This window comes from Saccharopolyspora shandongensis (genome assembly GCF_900106995.1).
GTDB lineage: Bacteria > Actinomycetota > Actinomycetes > Mycobacteriales > Pseudonocardiaceae > Saccharopolyspora > Saccharopolyspora shandongensis.
The window spans coordinates 32,210-51,835 of record NZ_FNOK01000038.1 but is presented as its reverse complement, the minus strand read 5'-3'; the positions used below and the strand labels follow the sequence as shown (position 1 = coordinate 51,835).

Genomic DNA, 19,626 nt, shown 5'->3' with positions numbered 1-19,626 from the left:
TCAATTGAAACTGCCGACCTCCGGTGGGGCGGCGGGTCAGGTGGCCCAGGGAAGCGGGGCTTCGTCGAGGCCCCAGTAGAGGCTCTTCTGCCGGGTGTAGCGCAGGATCGCGTCCCGGCCCTTGTCGGTGCCCACGCCGCTGGCCTTCATCCCGCTGAACGGCGTGGCGATGCTGAACTGCTTGTAGGTGTTGATCCACACGGTGCCCGCGTCGATGCGCCGGGCCACCCGCCAGGCCCGCCGGTAGTCCCGGGTCCAGATCCCGCAGGCCAGGCCGAAGATCGTGTCGTTCGCCCGGGCGATCAGCTCTTCCTCGTCGCGGAAGGGCAGCACGACGCCGACCGGGCCGAAGATCTCCTCCTGGCACGTGCGCGCGTCGTTGGGCAGCCCGTCCAGCAGCGTCGGCAGGTAGTAAGCGCCGCGCGCCAACTCCGGATCGTCGGGGATTCCGCCGCCGCAGAGCACGTTGGCGCCTTCCTCGCGGGCGCGGTCGACCAGCGCGGCCACCCGATCGCGGTGCGCGAAGGTGGCCAGCGGCCCGACCTGGCTGGCCGGGTCGGTGCCGGGGCCGACCCGCAGCCGCCGCGCCCCGGCGACCAGGCGCTCGACGAACTCCGCGTAGATCCGCTCCGGTACGAAGATCCGGGATCCGGCGATGCAGCTCTGCCCGCTGGAGGAGAAGATCCCGAACAGGATCCCGGCCACGGCCTGGTCCAGGTCGGCGTCGTCGAACACGATCGTCGGGGACTTGCCGCCGAGTTCGCTGGTCAGCGGCATGAACTTGGCCGCGGCCAGCCGGCCGATGGCGCGGCCGGTGTCGGTGCCGCCGGTGAAGGAGACCTTGCCCACCGCCGGATGCCGGACGATCGCGTCGCCGACCACCGACCCCTTGCCGGGCAGCACCGAGAACAGCGCCGGAGGCACCCCGGCCTCGACCACCAGCCGCGCGAGCGCCAGCGACACCAGCGGGGTGGCTTCGGCGGGCTTGAGCAGCACGGCGTTGCCCGCGGCCAGTGCCGGCGCGACCTTCTGCGCGTCGCTCGCGATGGGGGAGTTCCACGGCGTGATCGCGCCGACCACGCCGATCGGCTCCGGCACGCTCATCGTCAGGTAGGGGCCGCGTTGCGGGGGCAGCGGGGTCTCGGTGGTCTCCAAAGCGGCGGCGTAGAACCGGAAAGTGCCCGCGGCGCTGCCCACCAGCGCGCGCGTCTCGGCCAGCGCCTTGCCGGTGTTGCGGGTCTGCAGGAGGGCGAGTTCGCCGGCGTGCTGCTCGATCAGGTCGCCGACCCGGGTGAGCAGCCGGGCGCGTTCGTGCGGGAGCAGGTCCCGCCAGGCCGGGTCCGCCGCGGCGGCGGACCCGGCGCGGGCGGCTTCGTCGACGTCCTCCGGTGTGGCGGCTAAGAGATTCTGGAGGTCGCCCGATGACCGCTGCAGACGCCAAGACCCACACCGGCCTGGAAGACCTGATCGACTCCTGCATCGCCTCGCGGGAGAGCCGCCACGAGGACTGGGACACCCTCGCGTTCCAGGCCAAGGCCGGCGACGAGTTCCGCCGCGCGCAGATCCGCTACATCGGTTCCGGCGCCACCGGCAACCACGATGGCGACAGCCGCACGCTGCCGTCGGAGCACTTCACCTTCTCCAACATGCGCCTGCCGCTGGGCGCGATCGGCCCGGAGCACACCCACCACGACGTGGAGGAGGTGTTCTTCGTGCTGGAGGGGCAGCTCGAGGTCAGCGTCCACGACGTCGAGGACGGCACCAAGACCGCGACCCGCGTGCTCGGCTACCGCGACCTGATCCGGGTGCCTGCCGGGGTGCCGCGCAGCCTGAAGGCCATCGGCGACACCGACGCGCTGTTCTGCGTCGTCATCGGCGCCCAGAAGCCGCAGCTGCCGACCTACCCGGCCACCTCGCCGGTGCACGGCGTCACCCGCGACTGAAGCGAGTCCACGCCGCGAGCGGCTCCGCGCCGCATTGGAGAACAGACGTCGGTCGAGGAAGGCCCGGGGTGAGGAGCATGGCGCACGGGGTTCGGGTGCACAGCACGACGTGGCTGGCATCCGGGGTGGTGCAGGTGGAATTCCGGGATCCGGCCGGGGGCGACCTCCCGGCATGGGAACCGGGGGCGCACCTCGCACTGCAGTTGGCCAACGGGATGACGCGGGAGTACTCGCTGTGCGGCGACCCGGCCGACCGGCGCAGCTGGACGGTCGCGGTGCTGCGCGAGCCGAACTCGCGCGGCGGCAGCAGCTGGGTGCACGAGCGGTTGACCGCGGGCACCCTGCTGACGGTCGACGGGCCGCGCAACAACTTCCCGCTGGAACCCGCCGAGCGCCACCTCCTCATCGCGGGCGGCATCGGCGTGACGCCGATGCGGGCCATGGCCGGCGAACTCGCCGACCGCGGCGCCGACTGGCGGATGCTCTACTGCGGACGGTCCCGCGAGAGCATGGCCTTCCTGCCGCAGCTGCGGGAGATCGGTGGTGACCGGGTCCGCGTCCACGCCGACGACGAGCACGGCGGGCCGCCGGACCTCGGTGCCGAACTCGCCGACCTGCCGCCCGGCGCGCTGGTGTACTGCTGCGGCCCCGAACCGCTGATCAGCGCGGTGGAATCGGCGCTGCCCGATCCGTCGGTGCTGCGCGTCGAGCGGTTCCGGGCCCCGGAGGCGACAGCGTCCACTTCGGACGACGGCTTCGAGGTGACCTGCAAAGCCTCCGGCACGCGGGTGTTCGTCGGCCCGGACGTCTCGGTGCTCGACGCGCTGTCCGACGCCGGGGTGCAGGTGCCGAACTCCTGCCAGGAAGGCGTGTGCGGCACCTGCGAGACCAAGGTGCTCGGCGGCGAGCCGGAGCACCGCGACTTCGTGCTCAGCCAGGCAGAACGGGATGCCGGGGAAACGATGATGATCTGCGTGTCCCGCTGCCGTTCGGCCGAGCTGGTGCTGGACTTGTGAACGAGTGCGATCATGACCGTCATCGCTGTGCTCAACCACCGCCAGCTGGCCATGCTGCGGGCCGTCGCCGGTGGCCGGGCCGAGATCACCTGCAGCTGCGAACCCGACCTGTACGTCGACGGGTTGCCGTGCTGCGACCAGGGCAGCGCCCGGGAGCTGGTGCAGACCGGCCTGCTGCGCGCGGCCCCGCCCGGCGCGAGCGGCCGGCGCGTGACCGCGGCCCTGACCGATCTCGGCCGGGCGGCACTGCATTAGAGGCTTTTGACTGCCGGCTGGACTCCGGGATTCCCGAGTCGTGCACGTCCGGCAGCCCGATTGAATCCCGCACCGCGTGCGGATACGACCCCGCAAAGACCCGGGTGCCGGTGTCCCGTTGGAAACACTGGAGGAGAACCGATATGTCGCTGACCTTGGAGCCGGTGCAGACCCGGCTCGGGCCCACCACGAGCTATGCGGATGCCTTCGCCGACGAACTGGAGGCGATCTACGGCCGGGGCGTGCACGACCTGCCCGGCGTCGTTGCCGCGCTCAACGAGACCGGAGTCCGCCCGGCCGACGGCTCCGACTGGACCGAGCAGGCGTTCACCGCCGAGCTCGCCCGCCTCGGCGCGAAGGAGATCTGACGATGACCAGGCTGCGGAACGAGGAAGACCTCCTGCTGCTCGGGCTGCGGGACCGCTGGTACCCGCTGTGCCCGTCCCACCGGGTCCGGGCGGGCGAGCTGACCCGGCTGGAGCGCGCGGGCGAGGAATTGCTGCTGTGGCGCGACAGTTCCGGTGTCGTGCACGTGCAGGAGGACCGGTGTCCGCACCGCTCCGCGCGGCTGTCGCTGGGCGTGCACATGGGCGACCGGATCGCCTGCAACTACCACGGTGTTCAGCTCGACGGCGACGGCGTCGTGGCCTCGGTGCCGGGCAGCCCGGGCTGCGCGCTGGAAGGCCGCAAGGCGTTGCGCACCTTCCCGGCGCAGGAGCACGCCGGGGCGATCTTCGCCTGGTTCGGCGCGGACGAGTCCGCCGAGCCGACCCCGCTGCAGGTGCCCGCGCCGATCGCCGGCGCCGAGTGGGACGACTTCCTCTGCTACGTCGAGTGGGACGCCTCCTACTTGCTCTCGCTGGACAACCTGCTCGACCCCATGCACGGCGCGTTCCTGCACCGCAACAGCCACACCATGTACACCGGGAAGCGGGAGGCGGCGTTCCAGATCCGGGACACCGACACCGGTTTCGTGTTCGAGAAGACCGACCAGCGCGGCGTCAACTTCGACTGGTCGGAGTGGCTCGACACCGGCGGGCTGCAATCGGTCACGCTGGACATCCCGTACCCGGACACCGCCGGGCCGGGCGGGCCGTTCACCATCGTCGCCTGCGTGACGGCGATCAACGAGCGCCAGCACGCCGGGTTCTTCTGGCGCTGCCGCAAGGTCAGCGGCTGGCAGCGGGACAGCTGGCGGTTCCTGTACAAGAACCGGATCGAGGCGCGGCACTGGCAGGTGCTGGAGCAGGACCGCGTCATGGCCGAGGCGATGCCCGACGACGCCTGGGCGCGGGAGAACCTCTACCAGCACGACATCGCCCTCGTCCGGCTGCGCCGGATGCTGCGCGCGGAAGCCAAGCGCCAAGCGGCCGCCCGAGCCGAGCGCGAACCCGTCCGCGCGGCCGCCCGCTGATTGCTTGTCTCCGAACCGCTTCTGCCTGGCGCTGCCGGTCGGAACCCCTGAAGCCTTCTCGGCTCTGGGATGTCCACGCGGCATCGGCGAGAAGGCTCCTGGGAACCCGTGGCGGTGCAAGTCGCGAGGGCGGGCCAAGCGCCTCCGGCGCTTCGAAGACAGTCTCTGATTGGAGTGCACACCATGCAATTCCCCGACGCCGAACCGGTGGTGCGGCTCCGGTCGCTGCGGTCGGTCGGCTTGCGCACCGAGCGGTTCGCCGAGGCCGCCGAGTTCTACCGCGAGATCTGGGGCCTGACCCCGGTGGAGACCGACCGGGACGCCGCGTGGCTGCGCGGAACCGGCTCGGAACACCACATCGTCGAGCTGCGGCAGGCCGAGCAGAACGGGTTGGGCAAGATCGCGTTCGCGGTCGGCACGCCCGCCGAGATCGACGAGGCCGGGCGGCGGCTGGCCGCGCTCGGCGTCCCGATGCTCGCCGAACCCGGCCCGCTGGACCAGATCGGCGGCGGCTACGGGCTGCGGTTCGTCGATCCCGAAGGCCGGCTGGTCGAGCTGTCCTGCAACGTGGAAGCCGTCGTCGCGCAAGATCCGGGCGGCCTGCCCGCGGTGCCCCGCAAGGTGGCGCACGTCGTGCTCAACACCGTCGACATCGACGCCGCCTGCGAGTTCTACACGCGCGTGCTGGGGATGCGGATCTCGGACTGGTCGGAGCACCAGATGGCGTTCCTGCGGTGCAATTCCGACCACCACGTGATCGCGTTCAACCAGGCGCGGTGGACCTCGGTCAACCACGTGGCCTACGAGATGCCGTCGATGGACCACTTCATGCGCGGCATCGGGCGGCTGAAGCACAACGGGATCACCCCGCTGTGGGGCCCGGGGCGGCACGGCCCGGGATCCAACACCTTCTCCTACTTCGCCGATCCGGCCGGACTGGTCTGCGAGTACACCTCCGACGTCGCGCAGGTCGAGGAGGACGCCTGGCTGTGCCGGGTGTGGCGGCGCACCGCCGAGCTCTCCGACCAGTGGGGCACCGCGGGCCCGCCGTCCAAGGACGCGCGTGCGCACATGGCGGGCAAGCCCGACGCCGGTTACCGGGAGCTGGTGCGCGCATGAAGGTGGCGATCCTCGGCTGCGGCGCGATCGGCGGCGTCGTGGCGCGCGCGGTGCGGGACGGCGAAGTCCCGGGGGCCGAGCTGGTCGGCGTCGTGCACGCCGAGCGCACCGACCCGCCGGGACTGCCGGTGCTGGACGTCGAAGCCGCGATCGAGCAGGCGGACCTGATCGTCGAGTGCGCGGGCCAGCGCGCGCTCGCCGAGCTCGGGCCGTCCATCGTGGCCGCCGGCACGGATCTGCTGGTGGTGTCGGTCGGCGCGCTGGCCGATGACGCCCTGCTGGCGAAGCTGCGCGACACCGGGCCCGGCCGGCTGCACCTGTGCAGCGGCGCGATCGGCGGCCTGGACGTGCTCGCGGCGGCCGCCCGGATGGGCGGGCTGTCGGAGGTGCGCATCGTGACCACCAAGAAGGCGACCACGCTGATCCAGAAGTGGATGGACGAGCCCGCCGCGCAGCGGCTGCGCACCGCCGTCGAGCCTGTCGAGTTGATGCGCGCACCGGCCCGCGCGGTCACCGCCGCCTTCCCGGCCTCGGCCAACGTCGCGGCATCGGTCGCGCTGGCGGTGGGGGACTGGGACCTGGTGGAGGCCGCCGTCGTCGCCGACCCGGAGGCCCCGCTGACCAGCCACGTGATCACGGCCGAAGGCAGCGCGGGCGACTACCGCTTTGAGATCCGCAACCACCCGTCCCCGGCGAATCCGGCCACCAGCGGCGTGGTTCCGCACGCGGTGCTGGCCGCGGTGGGCCGGCTCGCCGCGCCGACCGGAGCGTTCGCATGATCCGGACGAAGGTGTCCGATGTGGACTTCGTGGTGGCGGGTAGCGGCACGCCGCTGGTGTTGCTGCACGGCATCGGCGGCGCCGCCGACGCGTTCGACGCGCAGCTGTCCGGGCTGGCCGGCGACCACCGGGTCATCGCCTGGGACGCGCCCGGCTACGGCGGCTCGGCCGACCTGCCCGGCGAGCCGGACCTGGACGCGTACGCCGACGCGGTCGTGTCGGCGCTGCGCGGACTGGACGCCGAACCGGCGCACCTGCTCGGGGTTTCCTGGGGCGGGGTGATCGCGACGCGGGTGGCGATCAAGGCACCGGAGGTGCTGCGGTCGCTGATCCTCGCCGACTCCTCGCGCGGCTCCGGCCGGACGGCCGACGGCCGCAAGGCGATGGCGGCGCGGGTCCGGGAGCTCGCCGCCCGCGGCGCGGACGAGTTCGCGGCCGCCCGTGGACCGCGCCTGGTGGCGCCCGGTGCGGACGCGGCGGTGCGGGAGAAGGTCGTGGCGCTGATGTCGCGGGTCCGGCCGCGCGGCTACCGCAACGCCGCCCGGGTGATGGCCGCGACCGACCACTCCGCGCAGCTGGCGGTGATCACCACGCCGACGCTGGTGGTCGTCGGCGGCGAGGACACCGTGACCGGCGTGGCCGAAAGCCGGGTGCTGGCCGAGCAGATCCCCGACGCCCGGCTGGTCGAGATCCCCGGCGCCGGGCATGCCGCCAACCAGGAGCGCCCCGCCGAGTTCAACGCGGCGGTGCGGACGTTCCTGGCCGAACTCGACGTCAGGGGAGGAGTGCTGTGACGCTCACCGGACGACTGGTCGTGGTCACCGGCGCCGGCCGCGGCCTGGGGCTCGCGATCGCCCACGACCTCGCCGCCGCCGGGGCGCACCTCGTGATCGCCGAGCGGAATTCCGGCTTCGCCGCCACGGCGGTAGCCGAACTCGCCGAGCACGGCGTTCCAGTGCACCGCGTGGATACCGACGTGTCCGACCCCGGCTCGGTGCAGCGGTTCGCCGACCGGGTCGCCGAGCTCGGCGGGGCCTACGGCGTGGTCAACAACGCGGCGCTGGCCGACGGCGTCGGCGGGAAGCACTTCTGCGACATCGAGCCCGACGAGTTCGACCGGATCATGTCGGTCAACCTGCGCGGCACCTGGCTGGTTTCGAAGGCGCTCTACCCGCAGCTGCGGGCCAGGGGAGACGGCCGGATCCTCAACATCGCCTCGGACGTCGCGTTCTACGGCCCGCCCCGGCTGATGCACTACGTGGCCTCCAAGGGCGCGATCGTGGCCATGACGCGCGCGATGGCCCGCGACGCCGGTCCCGACGGGATCACCGTGAACGCCGTCGCCCCGGGCATCACCGAATGCGAGGCCACCCAGGCGGTTCCGGCCGAACGGCACGAGCTGTACCGGATCAACCGCGCGCTCGCCCGGCCGCAGCAACCCGAGGACCTCGTGGGCGCGGTGCGGTTCCTGCTGTCCGACGCGGCCGCGTACATCACCGGCCAGACGCTGCTCGTAGACGGCGGCTTCGTCTGCCGATGAGGAGGAAACGATGGATCTTGGGTTGACCGGCCGCACCGTGGTGGTGACCGGCGCGAGTTCCGGCGTCGGCCTGGCGACCACCAAGATGCTGCTCGCCGAGGGAGCCAACGTCGCCGCGTGCGCACGCGACGCCGACCGGCTGAAGGCCGCGCTGGACGGGCTGCCGGTGCACATCGGTGCCTGCGACGTCCTGGACGAAGAGGCCGTGCAGGAGTTCGTCGCGGGTGCCGCCGATGCCTTCGGCGGGATCGACGGCGTGGTCAACAACGCCGGGCGCTCCCTGATGGCGCGGCTGTCCGAAACCGCCGACCGGCAGTGGTGCGACGAACTGGAGCTGAAGATCTTCAGCGTCCTGCACGTGATCCGGGCCGCGCAGCCGTGGCTGCGCGCCTCCGACGCCGCATCGGTGGTCAACATCAACGCGATCCTGGCGCGGCAGCCCGAAGCGCGCCTGGCGGCCACCTCGGCGGCGCGGGCCGCGCTGCTCAACCTGACCAAGACGCTCGCCGGTGAGCTCGCCGCCGACGGGATCCGGGTCAACTCGGTGTGCCTCGGCCTGATCGACACGGGGCAGTGGCGGCGCCGCTACGAGCAGTCCGGCTCCGCAGCGGATTTCGCCGCGTGGAGCGCGGAACTGGCCGCCGACCGCGGCATCCCGCTGGGGCGGCTGGGCACCGCCGACGAGGTCGCCTTCCCGATCGCGTCGCTGCTCTCCCCGCGCGCCTCCTACATCACCGGCTCCGCCGTCGACGTCGGCGGCGGCATCGCCCGCTACCTCTGAAAGCCTGTTGGTGGGCTCGTTTTGCGTGGCGGTGCGGGTGGCGGAACCTCAGACGCCGCCTGGCTGTGGGATCCCGTTTTTACGTATGTCCAATACGCGGCAAACGGGCTGTCCTCGCCAGACGACGTCTGAGAACCCGCGGCGGTGCAAGTTGCTTAGGTGGGCTAAGCGGCTGGCGCCGCTTCAAAGACAAAGAACAAAACGACATTCGCTAACAGGCTCTGAGCCCTCCGGTCGTGAGTGCGAAAGGGTTTTCGCGCTCACGAGAGAAAGGACTGTCATGCCCAGTACCAACGGCGGCGATCTGCTCGTCCAGGTCATGCGCGACAACGGCGTCGACACCGCCTTCGGCGTGGTCAGCGTGCACAACCTGCCCCTGGTGGAGGCGGTGAGCCGAGAGCTGCGCTTCGTCCCGGTGCGCCACGAAGCGGCGGCGGTCAACGCCGCCGACGGCTACGCCCGGACGACCGGCGGCCTCGGGGTGGCGATCACCAGCACCGGCACCGGAGCGGGCAACGCGGCCGGCGCGATGGTCGAGGCGCTGACCGCGGGCAGCCGGGTGCTGCACGTGACCGGCCAGATCGACTCGCCGTTCCTCGGGCAGGGCCGCGGCGTCATCCACGAGACCAAGGACCAGGCCGCGATGCTCGCCGCCGTGTCCAAGCATTCCGCCACCGTGAACTCGTCCGATGCGGCGGAATCCGTGCTCCGCCAAGCGGTTCGCAGCGCCTTGTCGCTCCCTTGTGGACCATCGAGCGTGGAATGGCCGATCGACCTCCAGTACGCCGAGCAGCGATGCCAGGCCGCTCCTGCGGAGCGGGGCGAGGCCGCGCCGCCGGTCGATCCGGGGGCGGTGCGCCGTGCCGCCGAGATCATCCGCAGCGCCGAGCGGCCGATCCTGTGGGTAGGCGGCGGTGGCACCGGCGCCGGCGAGCGCGTTCGCGAGCTGGCGGAGCTGCTCGGGGCGGGAGTGCTGACCAGCAACTCCGGCCGCGGCAGCGTGCCGGAGGACCACGAGCTGGTGATCGGCAACTTCGCCGCCAATCCCGAGGCCGGGCCGCTGCTCGCCGAGGCCGACCTGCTGATCTCCATCGGAACGCACTTCCGCTCCAACGAAACCAGGCACTACGCGCTGGAACTGCCCGGAAACCACGTGCAGATCGACGTCGACCCGGCGGCGATCGGCCGCGTCCACCCGGCCGAGGTCGGCTTGACCGGTGCTGCGGAGCAGGTGCTCCCGCAGCTGCTCGCGGAGCTGACCGGGGTGGTGGGCGCCGAGGCCGGCTGGCGCGAGAAGGTCACCGGCACTCGCGCGCGGGTGCGCGCGCACCTGCGCGCGGCGATCGGCAAGTACGCGCTGATCTGCGATGCGATGCGGCAGGCGCTCCCGGCCGAGTCGGTGATCGCGCGGGACGTGACGATCCCGTCCAGCCAGTGGGGCAACCGGCTGCTGGAGATCTACCGGCCGAACACCAACGTCTTCCCGGTCGGCGGCGGCATCGGGCAGGGCTTGGCCACCGGCATCGGCGCGGCGATCGGCGTGCCGCAGGCGCCGACCGTGGTGTTCGCCGGGGACGGCGGGCTCACGGTGCACCTCGGCGAGCTCGCCACGCTGGCCCAGGAGCAGCCGTGGCTGGTGCTGGTGGTGTTCAACGACGGCGGCTACGGCGTGCTGCGCAACATGCAGGACAAGCACGCGAACCGGCGCTCCGGCGTCGACCTGTTCACGCCGAACTTCGGGGGCCTGGCCGACGCGCTGGACATGCCGTACGCGCTGGTCAACAGGGCGGAATCGTTCGCCGAGACGTTCGCCAAGGCGGTGGCGGAGCACCGCCCGGTCCTGATCGAGGTCGACGTCACCGCGCTCGAACCGACGCCGTCGCCGTTCGTGCCCCCGGTCCACGTGCCCAGCTGAACAGGATCCGAGATGCCTGCCGAACCGGCCCACCACGACCACCACCACGCCCACGGACCCGCCAACCGGGGCCGCCGGGTGCTGCGCACCGCGGCACCGCTGTTCGTGCGGTTCCCGCGAACCCGGCTGCGCACGGCCGTGGTAGTGCTGCACGACGCCTACGGGCTGACCGAACCGATCGAGCACTGCTGCCGGGCGCTGGCCCGCAACGGGCACGTCGCGGCCGCCCCCTACCTGTACTACGAGACCGGCGGCAAGGAGTTCCGCCCGGAGAACGAGGAAACCGCGCGCGCCGCGATGTCCTTGCTGGCGGCCGACGACCTCGCCGCGGACATCGCCGGGGCCCTCGACCACCTGGCCTCCCGGCTCGGCATCCCCGCCCGCGCGACCGGCGCGCTCGGGGTGGGAGAGACCGGCCCGCTCGCGACCCGGGCCGCCGCCGAACACGACCTGGCCGCGGCGGTCGAGTGCGATCCGCTCGACGAGTCCCCGGCCGCCGACCCCGCCCGGGCGATCCGGCTATTCGACGCCCGGATGCCCTGACCACATCGGCCCCACCGGTCGCCTCCCGACCCAGGGGGCGCCAGACGCGAGTCCACCGCGCTCGCCGAACCTCCCGGCAACTACCGTTCCATGCCACGCACTCGTGGCATGCGTGTCCCAACGAAGGAGGGACGCATGAGCATCACGGCCCCCGACCACACCGTCCAGCAGGACGTCGCCGCTCGTCTGGAGCGGCTGCCGATGTCGCGCTGGCACGTCAGCGTGCGGCTGATCATCGGCGTCGTCACGTTCTTCGAGGCGTTCGACCAACTGCTCATCGCCTTCTCGCTGCCCGAGATCTCCCGCGAGTGGGGCCTGTCCACGGCAGGCGCCACCGCGACCCTGACCGTCGGCTCGATCGGCATGCTGCTCGGGGCGCTGGCCTCCGGCTGGCTCGCCGACCGCATCGGCCGGGTCCGGGTGATCACGCTGTGCCTGGTGATCACCGCGCTCGGCAACCTGGGCATGGCGCTGAGCCCGGCGCTGCTGCCGTTCCTGGTCCTGCGGTTCATCCAGGGGCTCGCCATCGGCGGCGAAGTGCCCACCGCGGCGTCCTACATCGCCGAGCTCAGCCGGGCCAAGCGCCGCGGCCGTTTCGTGCTGATGTACGAGGTGGTCTTCCCGGCCGGCCTGACCGTCGGCGCGCTGGCGTCGGCGTGGATCGTGCCGCACTGGGGCTGGCGCACGCTGTTCCTGATCGCCGCGATCCCCGGCGTCGCCGCGTTCTTCCTGCAGCGCAGGGTGCCCGAGTCGCCGCGTTGGCTGGCCGCCCGCGGCAGGTCCGCCGAGGCGCAGGAGGTGATGACGCGGATCGAGGAGAACGTCCGCCGCTCCACCGGCCGGGACCTGCCGCCGCCCGCACCGGCTCCCGCGGTCGTCGGTTCGGAGTCCGCGCGCACCGGCGCGCTGCGCGACCTGTTCACCGGTCGCTACCGGCGCCGCACCCTGGTGGTCTGGACGATCTGGTTCGTCGGCTACCTGGCCAACTACGGGCTCACCTCGTGGCTGCCGACGCTCTACAAGCAGGTGTTCGGCCTGCCGATCGACGTCTCGCTCTGGTACAGCACCCTGGCGTCGGTGGCCGGGCTGGCCGGCTGCGTGCTGGCGGCTTTGACCATCGACCGGCTCGGCCGGCGGATGGTGCTGAGCATCGGGCTGGGCGGCACCACGGTGGCGATGGGCGTGCTGGCGGTGCTCGGCGCGAACTCCGCGGGGCAGCTCGCGGTGTTCTCCGCGTTCGCGGCGATGTTCAGCTTCGCGGCCAACATCAGCCTCTACCTCTACACGCCGGAGCTCTACCCGACCCGCAGCCGGGCGCTCGGTTGCAGCCTGGGCGGCGTCCTCAACCGGCTGGGCATCATCATCGGCCCGATCCTGGTCGCCCTGGTCTACGCGGGCGGCACGGGTCTGTCGGCGGTGTTCCTGCTGATCGGCGGCATCACACTCGTCGGGACGCTCGTCACGGCGGTCTTCGCCGAGGAGACCAAGGGGCGCACGCTCGAAGAGCTTTCGCCGTGACGATGCCCGGTGATGGCAGGTCGTTTCAAGACCGGTCCGGCAGGTAGGTCACGAACGGCCCTGCTGCGCTCGCGCGGCAGGGCCGTTCGCACGCGCGCAGTGTCCGAACAGGACAGAACGCGGGTCAGCCGATGGCGTCGACCCCGGGGCAGCTCGGCAACGATCGCGCGTTCGTGTCGTTGACCGCCGTCCAGGACAGCATCAACGGAGAACGACCACGAACACGCAGTGGCTATTCGGGGCTTTCGGCGGGGAGCGCGAGTGCGGTCTCGATCGTGGTGTCCAGGAAGGCGAGTGTGTCGCGGCGACGGGCCAGCGGGTTGCGATAGCCCCGACGGCCCTCGGCGCCGCCGGTGCGCAGGCTCAGGCTTTCGGCGATGATGCGCTGCCAGCGTGGGTCGAACGCCTTCTGGGCGTACCGACCGGCACCGGTTTTGGAGGTCATCGTTCCGGTAGCGATCACGTGGTGCAGTCGGCTCACACCGAGAACCGCCCACACCGGGAACCACGCAGTGAGCCCGACGACGACGGCCAGCGGGCGTTGCTGCCGCATCTGCTGCCACCACGGCCGCCAGTAGGTGCGGAGGTTGTCGACGGTGAACGCGCGCAAGGCATTCTGGTCGGCCCACAGGTCCACGTCGGTCGGGTGGGGCCCGCGCACCGGAATCCCGTGCCAGGCAAGCTCGCAGAACGTCACCGGGTTGATGCCGGACCGGCCGGCCGGTGCGAACCGGCTCTCCTGCGCACAGGGAACGTCGGGGCAGTGGTCCGGCCCGGTCGCGAGGTCGGTCCAGGTGAGCACCGCGCCATCGAAGTGCGGCCGGGGGAAGCAGGCCACGGTGCGGGCGTGGGCCTCGGCCAACGCCGCCATCTCCCGTGACCCGGACTCCACACGGCGGTCGGTTACCACAACGAAGTCGATATCGCTGGCCGTGCTGAGCCGGCCGCGACCGGCGCCGGAGGGGTGAAAGTCGCCCAAGGCCACCGATCCGACCAGGTAGAAGCCGGTGACCAAGCCCGGTGCCAACTCATCCACGGCAGTCAGGAACAGCTCCGCACTCCGACAGACCTCGACTGGAAGATCACCGCTGGGCATGCCGGACAATCTACCGATCACCCCTCCCGGCCAACCGTGAACAGCCCTAATCCGGTGCGACAGGACATCCAGGCCGACGCTCCTGCTCAACCGGCGGTGTCCGGTTCGCCGGCGCGGAGCAGGCTGTCGCGGGGGCGCCCTGGCGGCGACGGCCCTGGACATGAGCGATCCCCAGGCCGCGCTGGCGAGCATCATGCCCGCCTGGATCGCCCCGGTCTTCGTCATCGCCGTCGTGGTGAACACGATGGCCAACAACGACATGACGGCCTACAGCGCCGGACTGTGCATGCAGTCCATATGGTTACTTGGGGCAGCAGCGATGGTGTGATGCTCTGGAGCTCGCGCATCGATCGCACGTCGGAACGGTCGGACAACGTTGTCGTGGTCGAACCCAGTATGGTTGCTCCGCATGACCGAGATCGAGACCGAGATCACCGCGGGTCTCATCCGCGACCTGCTGCGGGACCAGCATCCGGACCTGGCCGAGCTGCCCCTCCGCGAGGTGGAGGGCGGCTGGGGCAACCAGATGTGGCGCCTCGGGGACGAGCTGGCCGTGCGGATCCAGCGCATGGACACCGGCCCCGATCACCAGCTCAAGGAGCGCCGGTGGCTGCCGCTGCTCGCCCCACGCCTGCCGCTGCCAATCCCCGTGCCGGTGCGGAGTGGTGCGCCCTCCGAGCGTTTCCCCAAGATTTGGACGGTCATGACGTGGGTGCCGGGCCTGCCGCTGGACCACGGGTCGATCACCCGCGGCGAGCACGCGGCCGACACCCTGGCGGCATTCCTCCGGGCGCTGCACGTGGCAGCGCCCGCCGACGCACCGGTTGATACGGGCCGCGGCGCGCATCCCAAGGACTGCACGGACGGCTTCGACCAGTTCTTCGACTCCGTCGACGCTGACGCGATCGGCTCCGACGCCGCCGACGTCCGGGCCGTCTGGGACGACGCCGTCGCGGCCCCCGCATGGGAGGGTCCGCCGGTGTGGGTGCACGGCGACCTGCATCCCGCGAACATCGTCGTCGCGGACGGGACGCTGGCGGGCGTTGTCGACTTCGGCGACCTGTTCGTCGGCGACCCGGCGTCGGACCTGGCGGCCGCCTGGGTGCTGCTGCCGGCGGGCGCGGCCGCACGCTTCTTCGCCGCGTACGCGGAGGCTGACGAGGCGATGGTCCGGCGCGCCCGCGGGCTGGCCGCGCTGAAGAGCCTCTTCCTGATGCTGATGGGCCAGAACGGGGACCGCGGCCTGCCCGGCGGCAAGCCGGCGTGGGGTCCGGCGGGACGGGCGGCGCTCGACCGGGTCCTGAGCGAGCGTCTGACCCGATTCCACGAGTAGATCGGCGGCATACTTCGACTGTTTCACCTAGCTTCTTGAGGAGGCCGGTACAGGCCAGGCGAGGAGGCGGCCGAGGCCCACCGCCTGCTAGAGGCGGGCGGCCTGCGCGGGAGATTGGTGCTGGACTTCTCCTGACGGCGCCGCCACGGCGAAGATGCCGTAGAAGGCTCGGCGGTGTTCGGATTCGGTGTGCAGCCGTCGCCCGCACCGAACCCGATCCGCCCGGGCTGGCCCGCCGCCCGGACGCGCCTTGCGCAGGCGCGTCCGGGCCCGAGCCGGTCAGAGCACCTTGTCCAGGAAGGTGCGGATGCGGGGATTCGCGTTGCCCTCCGAGAAGAAGTCCTCCGGCGGCAGGTCGGCGGCGATCTTCCCGCCGTCGACGAACACCACGCGGTCGGCGACCTTGCGGGCGAAGCCCATCTCGTGGGTGACGACGACCATGGTCATGCCGTCGCGGGCGAGCTCGGACATGATGTCGAGGACGTCCTGGACGACCTCGGGGTCCAGCGCGGACGTCGGCTCGTCGAAGAGCATCAGCTTCGGGTCCATCGCGGCGGCGCGGACGATCGCGACGCGCTGCTTCTGCCCGCCGGACAACCTGTTCGGGTAAGCGTCCGCGCGTTCGAGCATGCCGACGCGCTGCAGCAGACCGCGTGCTTTCGCCTCGGCCTCGGCCTTCGAGCGCTTGAGCACGTTCACCTGGGGCAGCACGATGTTGCGCAGCACCGTCATGTTGGGGAACAGGTTGAAGTGCTGGAACACCATGCCCATCCGCGACCGCAGCCGGTCGAGATCGACACCGCGTCCGGTCAGCTCGTCGCCGTCGAACCGCACGCTGCCGGAGGCCGGGGTTTCCAGCAGGTTGAGGCAGCGCAGGAAGGTGGACTTCCCGCCGCCGCTGGGGCCGATCACCGCGACAACCTGGCCGGGTTCGATCGTGAAGTCGATCCCGTCGAGCACCTTGACGTCGCCGTAGACCTTGGTCAGGTCCCGGACTTCCAGTAGTGCCATCAGATGTACACCGCCATCTTCTTCTCGATGGTGCTCGTCGCGAAACCGATGAGGTTGGTCATCAGGTAGTAGAGGAGGCCGATGAACAGGTAGACCGTCAGCGCGTCGAAGGTGCGGGAGATGATGGTCTGCCCCACGAGGAACAACTCGTGGATGGTCACGAAGGACACCAGCGCCGAGTTCTTCGTCATCGAGACGAACTCGTTGCCCAGCGGCGGGAGCATGCGCAGGAAGGCCTGCGGGATGATCACGTGGCGCATGGCCGAGGCGTGCGACATCCCGCACGACCGCGACGCCTCCAGCTGACCGCGGTCGACGGACTGCACGGCACCGCGGAAGATCTCGGTCACGTACGAGCCGCTGTAGAGCCCGAGCGAGATGATCCCGGCGGCCATCGGCGGAAGTTGCAGGCCGAGCTGGGGGAGCCCGAAGTAGATGAAGAACAGCTGCACCACGAACGGCGTCCCGCGGATGACCGAGACGTAGGCGTTGCCGAGCCACCGCAGCGGCGCGATCCGGCTGAGCTTGGCGAAACCGCCGATGGCACCGAGCAGCAGGCTGAGCACCAGTGCGCTCAGGATGACCTGGATGCTGACGAGGAGGCCCTGCCAGATCTGCCCCGAGGACTCGACGATGGTGGCCACGTTGAACAGGGGGTGCCCGCCCGGCTTGGCCGCCGTGGTCTCCGCGCCGAACCACTTCTCGGTGACCTGCGCGTAGGAGCCGTCGTCGTGCATCTGCTTGAGCGCGGTGTTGAACGCGCCGCGCACATCCGCATCGGCCTTCTGGAAGGCGTAGCCGTAGTTCTCGTCGGTCAGGCGTTCGCCGACCTGCTTGAGGCCGCCCTGCTGGGCGATGAAGTACTTACCGGCGGGCGCGCCGGTCACGACGGCGTCCGCCTGTCCCAGCCGCACCGACGAGAACATCTGCTCGTTGGTCTGCACCGTGATCAGCTGTGCCGCGGGCTGGTGCTGCTTGACCCACTCGACGGACTTCGTGCCCACCTGGACGGCGACCCGCTTGCCCGCGAGGTCCCCGAGCGAGGCGATGCCGTTGTCCTTCTCGCCGGCGAAGATGGCGAGGCCGCCGGGGTAGTAGATGTCCGTGAAATCAACGGCTTTGGCGCGTTCGGCGCTGATGTAGATCGCCGAGGCGCCCACGTCGATCTGGTCCGCCTGCAGCGCGGGAACGATGTTGCCGAACGGCATCTGGACGAATTCGACGTTCTTGATGCCGGCCCGCGCGGCCAGCGCCCGGACCAGGTCGATGTCGAAACCGAGCTGGTTCCCCTGGGCGTCGGTGAACTCGAACGGCGGGAACGTCGCGTCGGTGCCGACCCGGAGCGTGGCCTGCCCGGACCGCAACGCGTCGAGCTTGGTGGGGGGTTCTGCCGCGGACGCCGCGCTCGTGGGCACGAGCACGAGCAGGCATGCGACGAGCGCGGTCGCGAGCCGCGCCCAGGTTCGCTGACGGTGCATTCAGTGTCCTTCCGGGACAGACCGGTCGGCGGCGCTCGTCACGATCGTGTGCACGAGGCGGGCCGCGATCCGAGCGGTGCGGTTGTCGATGTCGTAGGAGCTGTTCAGTTCGGTGATGTCGGACAGGGCGAGCTTCGGGTCGCTGCCGACCAACCGGCACACTTCGATGACGACAGCGGCGGGTACGCCGAGGGTCGAAGGAGCGCTGACTCCCGGCGCTTGTGCGGCGGGGAGCACGTCGAGATCGATCGACAGGTACAGCGCGTCGACGTCCGCGATGAAGGCCCGGACGAATTCGAGGACGTCCTCGATGTGCCGTTCCTGGCAGTCGAGGTCGTGAAGGTGGCGGACGCCGAGCTCGGTCGCCGTGGCGAACAACGCGGCGGTGTTGCTGGGCTGGCTGATCCCGATCACCGCGTAGGTGAATTCGGCGCCGCGCTCGGTCTCTCCGACGGCGATCTGCCGGAACGGGGTGCCGGACGACGGGCGATCGGCCTCTCGCAGGTCGAAGTGCGCATCGAGGTTGAGCACGCCCAGCCGCCGCCCGTCCAGCAGGCCGCTGCGGGCGAGCCCGAGGTAGGAGCCGTAGGCGGTCTCGTGCCCGCCGCCGAGCACGACCGGGAGGTTCCCGGCGCGGAGCTGGTCCGCGACCGCCTCGGCGAGGCCGTCCTGCGCCGCTTCGAGGTCGTCGCCGGCGACCGCGACGTCACCGGCGTCCTGCACGACGACCTCCGGCTGGATCGCGAACGAACCCAGGGCCGCGCGGATCGCGCCCGGGCCCGCCTGCGCCCCCGGACGACCGCCGTTGCGGCGGACGCCGATGTCGCTGGGAAAACCGATCAGCGAAACGCCGGTGGCGCCGGGCGACTCGTCGATGGCGTTGTGCCACCGGCGATGTTCCGGACCCGGGCCGTCGACGCGTCCGGTCCACCTGGGAACGGATGTGCTCACGCGTACTCCTCCAGTCTGCTGATGTCCTGCGCTGCGGCGTGCGTGAGCGTCACGAGGGATTCGTGCCGAGGCCGGACGCGGAAGTCCGGGGCCATCGTGCTGACCACGCCGACGAGGTTCTGCTTCCGGTCCAACACGGGCACGCTCACGCCCCACACGCCCGGATCGACCTGACCGACGCTCACCGCGAAGCCCTTGCCCCGGACCCGCCGCAGGTCGACCTCCAACTTGTGGACCTGCGGCGGGGTCAGCCCGTGCGCCGCGGCGGCGCGCGCGACCCGCTCTTCGGGCAGGTGCGCCAGCAGGGCTTGGGCGCTCGCGCCGAAGGTGAGCGGCTTGCTCAGCCCGGGGGAGAAGCTGCACCGGACGACCCGCGTCCCCTCGGCCGCTTCGACGCAGAGCACGTCGTTGTCGCGGGCGATGAGGAACGCGGCGAGCTCGTCGGTGTCGGTCGCCAGCCGCCGGAGGCGGCGCTTCACGCCGCCCTGGCTGAGCACCTCGCGGCGGTAGTTCTCGGCCATCTGCACCGTCAGCGACCCCGCGCAGTAGCGGCCGCGGGTGCGTGCCTGGTGCACCAGCCCGATCTCGACGAACGTCGTCAAGTGCCGGTACACGGCGCTCGACGGGATCCCGGTGACAGCGGAGATCTCGTCCGCCGTCGCGCTCTCCCGTTCGGCGAACACGGCAAGGATCCGCGCTGCTCGCGTACCGGCTTTCCGGTTCGTTTCCGGGCTTGTCACGGCGGGCACGCTACGTCGGCGGTGACCTGCTGCCCAGCAATTCTTCCCATTTAATGGGAATGTCATTCCCAGTGTTCGAGCATGCGCGGAGAGGAGCAGCCAGCGGCGCCGAAGCTGGACCGACAGTGACGCCCCGACTACCGGTGGTCATTCGATGACGAGGACTTCCCGGCGGGCGAGTGATCGGTGTTCGT

Annotated in this window: 21 protein-coding genes; 15 read left to right on the top strand and 6 right to left on the bottom strand. The window is 71.2% G+C overall.

What is annotated here, in order from left to right; all coding sequences use genetic code 11:
• Positions 1 to 36 precede the first annotated feature (36 nt).
• Positions 37 to 1,434, bottom strand: a complete 1,398-nt coding sequence (locus BLW84_RS30930; RefSeq protein ID WP_093272463.1) for an aldehyde dehydrogenase — start codon at positions 1,432 to 1,434, stop codon at positions 37 to 39.
• Between BLW84_RS30930 and BLW84_RS30925 the strand changes: the two genes are divergently transcribed.
• The 13 genes from BLW84_RS30925 (at position 1,422) to BLW84_RS30865 (ending at position 12,823) form a co-directional block, all read left to right on the top strand.
• Positions 1,422 to 1,943 (top strand): cupin domain-containing protein, encoded by a 522-nt coding sequence (locus BLW84_RS30925; RefSeq protein ID WP_093272460.1) that lies wholly within the window; start codon positions 1,422 to 1,424, stop codon positions 1,941 to 1,943. The genes BLW84_RS30930 and BLW84_RS30925 overlap by 13 nt on opposite strands.
• Before the next feature lie 77 nt (positions 1,944 to 2,020).
• A complete protein-coding gene (locus tag BLW84_RS30920; RefSeq protein ID WP_093272457.1) occupies positions 2,021 to 2,959 on the top strand; it encodes a PDR/VanB family oxidoreductase in 939 nt (312 codons plus the stop codon).
• 12 nt (positions 2,960 to 2,971) lie between these two features.
• The gene (locus BLW84_RS30915) at positions 2,972 to 3,214 is read left to right on the top strand and encodes a hypothetical protein (RefSeq protein WP_093272454.1); all 243 of its coding nucleotides are present in this window, start codon (positions 2,972 to 2,974) and stop codon (positions 3,212 to 3,214) included.
• Positions 3,215 to 3,357: 143 nt separating this feature from the next.
• Entirely contained in the window at positions 3,358 to 3,582 is a 225-nt protein-coding gene (locus BLW84_RS30910) for a recombinase-like helix-turn-helix domain-containing protein (RefSeq protein WP_093272452.1), read from the top strand.
• A 2-nt stretch (positions 3,583 to 3,584) separates the two neighbouring features.
• The gene (locus BLW84_RS30905) at positions 3,585 to 4,628 is read left to right on the top strand and encodes a Rieske 2Fe-2S domain-containing protein (protein ID WP_093272449.1); all 1,044 of its coding nucleotides are present in this window, start codon (positions 3,585 to 3,587) and stop codon (positions 4,626 to 4,628) included.
• 183 nt (positions 4,629 to 4,811) lie between these two features.
• Positions 4,812 to 5,747 carry a VOC family protein gene (locus tag BLW84_RS30900; RefSeq protein WP_093272447.1) on the top strand — a complete coding sequence of 312 codons (936 nt, stop codon included), beginning with the start codon at positions 4,812 to 4,814 and terminating at the stop codon, positions 5,745 to 5,747.
• A complete protein-coding gene (locus BLW84_RS30895) occupies positions 5,744 to 6,526 on the top strand; it encodes an aspartate dehydrogenase domain-containing protein (protein WP_093272444.1) in 783 nt (260 codons plus the stop codon). Before BLW84_RS30900 ends, BLW84_RS30895 begins: the two co-directional genes overlap by 4 nt.
• Positions 6,523 to 7,320, top strand: a complete 798-nt coding sequence (locus BLW84_RS30890) for an alpha/beta fold hydrolase (protein WP_093272441.1) — start codon at positions 6,523 to 6,525, stop codon at positions 7,318 to 7,320. Before BLW84_RS30895 ends, BLW84_RS30890 begins: the two co-directional genes overlap by 4 nt.
• Complete coding sequence (locus tag BLW84_RS30885) at positions 7,317 to 8,066, top strand: 3-oxoacyl-ACP reductase family protein (protein WP_093272439.1); 750 nt, start codon at positions 7,317 to 7,319, stop codon at positions 8,064 to 8,066. The genes BLW84_RS30890 and BLW84_RS30885 overlap by 4 nt, the downstream gene beginning before the upstream one ends.
• A 10-nt stretch (positions 8,067 to 8,076) precedes the next feature.
• On the top strand, positions 8,077 to 8,847 hold the full coding sequence (locus BLW84_RS30880) for an SDR family oxidoreductase (protein WP_093272435.1): 771 nt from the start codon (positions 8,077 to 8,079) through the stop codon (positions 8,845 to 8,847).
• 280 nt (positions 8,848 to 9,127) lie between these two features.
• On the top strand, positions 9,128 to 10,762 hold the full coding sequence (locus BLW84_RS30875; protein ID WP_093272433.1) for a thiamine pyrophosphate-binding protein: 1,635 nt from the start codon (positions 9,128 to 9,130) through the stop codon (positions 10,760 to 10,762).
• Positions 10,763 to 10,774: 12 nt separating this feature from the next.
• Positions 10,775 to 11,305, top strand: coding sequence for a dienelactone hydrolase family protein (locus tag BLW84_RS30870; RefSeq protein ID WP_093272430.1), 531 nt, complete (start codon positions 10,775 to 10,777; stop codon positions 11,303 to 11,305).
• 135 nt (positions 11,306 to 11,440) lie between these two features.
• Positions 11,441 to 12,823 carry an MFS transporter gene (locus BLW84_RS30865; protein WP_093272428.1) on the top strand — a complete coding sequence of 461 codons (1,383 nt, stop codon included), beginning with the start codon at positions 11,441 to 11,443 and terminating at the stop codon, positions 12,821 to 12,823.
• 232 nt (positions 12,824 to 13,055) lie between these two features.
• On the opposite strand, the gene BLW84_RS30860 is transcribed toward BLW84_RS30865, so the two are convergent.
• On the bottom strand, positions 13,056 to 13,859 hold the full coding sequence (locus BLW84_RS30860) for a nucleotidyltransferase family protein (protein WP_143061161.1): 804 nt from the start codon (positions 13,857 to 13,859) through the stop codon (positions 13,056 to 13,058).
• A gap of 220 nt (positions 13,860 to 14,079) precedes the next feature.
• On the opposite strand from BLW84_RS30860, the gene BLW84_RS30855 reads away from it, so the two are divergent.
• Positions 14,080 to 14,247, top strand: coding sequence for a hypothetical protein (locus BLW84_RS30855; protein WP_218157541.1), 168 nt, complete (start codon positions 14,080 to 14,082; stop codon positions 14,245 to 14,247).
• 81 nt (positions 14,248 to 14,328) lie between these two features.
• The gene (locus tag BLW84_RS30850; RefSeq protein ID WP_093272423.1) at positions 14,329 to 15,252 is read left to right on the top strand and encodes a phosphotransferase; all 924 of its coding nucleotides are present in this window, start codon (positions 14,329 to 14,331) and stop codon (positions 15,250 to 15,252) included.
• A gap of 279 nt (positions 15,253 to 15,531) precedes the next feature.
• Here the strand turns inward: BLW84_RS30850 and BLW84_RS30845 are convergent, their stop codons facing one another.
• Genes BLW84_RS30845 through BLW84_RS30830 form a run of 4 tightly spaced genes read right to left on the bottom strand, consistent with a single transcriptional unit; the run spans position 15,532 to position 19,432 of the window.
• The gene (locus tag BLW84_RS30845; protein WP_093272420.1) at positions 15,532 to 16,263 is read right to left on the bottom strand and encodes an amino acid ABC transporter ATP-binding protein; all 732 of its coding nucleotides are present in this window, start codon (positions 16,261 to 16,263) and stop codon (positions 15,532 to 15,534) included.
• Positions 16,263 to 17,741 carry an ABC transporter substrate-binding protein/permease gene (locus tag BLW84_RS30840; RefSeq protein ID WP_093272418.1) on the bottom strand — a complete coding sequence of 493 codons (1,479 nt, stop codon included), beginning with the start codon at positions 17,739 to 17,741 and terminating at the stop codon, positions 16,263 to 16,265. The genes BLW84_RS30845 and BLW84_RS30840 overlap by 1 nt, the downstream gene beginning before the upstream one ends.
• Complete coding sequence (gene hutG / locus BLW84_RS30835; RefSeq protein ID WP_093272415.1) at positions 17,742 to 18,692, bottom strand: formimidoylglutamase; 951 nt, start codon at positions 18,690 to 18,692, stop codon at positions 17,742 to 17,744.
• A complete protein-coding gene (locus BLW84_RS30830) occupies positions 18,689 to 19,432 on the bottom strand; it encodes an IclR family transcriptional regulator (protein WP_177226780.1) in 744 nt (247 codons plus the stop codon). The genes hutG and BLW84_RS30830 overlap by 4 nt, the downstream gene beginning before the upstream one ends.
• Between the last annotated feature and the right edge of the window lie 194 nt (positions 19,433 to 19,626).

Excerpts from the sequence above, each read along its gene's own strand:
- BLW84_RS30845 (WP_093272420.1), bottom strand. The coding sequence starts at position 16,263 with ATGGCACTACTGGAAGTCCGGGACCTGACCAAGGTCTACGGCGACGTC.
- BLW84_RS30895 (WP_093272444.1), top strand. The coding sequence starts at position 5,744 with ATGAAGGTGGCGATCCTCGGCTGCGGCGCGATCGGCGGCGTCGTGGCG.
- BLW84_RS30920 (WP_093272457.1), top strand. The coding sequence starts at position 2,021 with ATGGCGCACGGGGTTCGGGTGCACAGCACGACGTGGCTGGCATCCGGG.
- BLW84_RS30915 (WP_093272454.1), top strand. The coding sequence starts at position 2,972 with ATGACCGTCATCGCTGTGCTCAACCACCGCCAGCTGGCCATGCTGCGG.
- BLW84_RS30905 (WP_093272449.1), top strand. The coding sequence starts at position 3,585 with ATGACCAGGCTGCGGAACGAGGAAGACCTCCTGCTGCTCGGGCTGCGG.
- BLW84_RS30900 (WP_093272447.1), top strand. The coding sequence starts at position 4,812 with ATGCAATTCCCCGACGCCGAACCGGTGGTGCGGCTCCGGTCGCTGCGG.
- BLW84_RS30925 (WP_093272460.1), top strand. The coding sequence starts at position 1,422 with ATGACCGCTGCAGACGCCAAGACCCACACCGGCCTGGAAGACCTGATC.
- BLW84_RS30880 (WP_093272435.1), top strand. The coding sequence starts at position 8,077 with ATGGATCTTGGGTTGACCGGCCGCACCGTGGTGGTGACCGGCGCGAGT.
- BLW84_RS30910 (WP_093272452.1), top strand. The coding sequence starts at position 3,358 with ATGTCGCTGACCTTGGAGCCGGTGCAGACCCGGCTCGGGCCCACCACG.
- BLW84_RS30840 (WP_093272418.1), bottom strand. The coding sequence starts at position 17,741 with ATGCACCGTCAGCGAACCTGGGCGCGGCTCGCGACCGCGCTCGTCGCA.
- BLW84_RS30875 (WP_093272433.1), top strand. The coding sequence starts at position 9,128 with ATGCCCAGTACCAACGGCGGCGATCTGCTCGTCCAGGTCATGCGCGAC.
- BLW84_RS30890 (WP_093272441.1), top strand. The coding sequence starts at position 6,523 with ATGATCCGGACGAAGGTGTCCGATGTGGACTTCGTGGTGGCGGGTAGC.
- BLW84_RS30855 (WP_218157541.1), top strand. The coding sequence starts at position 14,080 with ATGAGCGATCCCCAGGCCGCGCTGGCGAGCATCATGCCCGCCTGGATC.
- BLW84_RS30870 (WP_093272430.1), top strand. The coding sequence starts at position 10,775 with ATGCCTGCCGAACCGGCCCACCACGACCACCACCACGCCCACGGACCC.
- BLW84_RS30850 (WP_093272423.1), top strand. The coding sequence starts at position 14,329 with ATGACCGAGATCGAGACCGAGATCACCGCGGGTCTCATCCGCGACCTG.
- BLW84_RS30865 (WP_093272428.1), top strand. The coding sequence starts at position 11,441 with ATGAGCATCACGGCCCCCGACCACACCGTCCAGCAGGACGTCGCCGCT.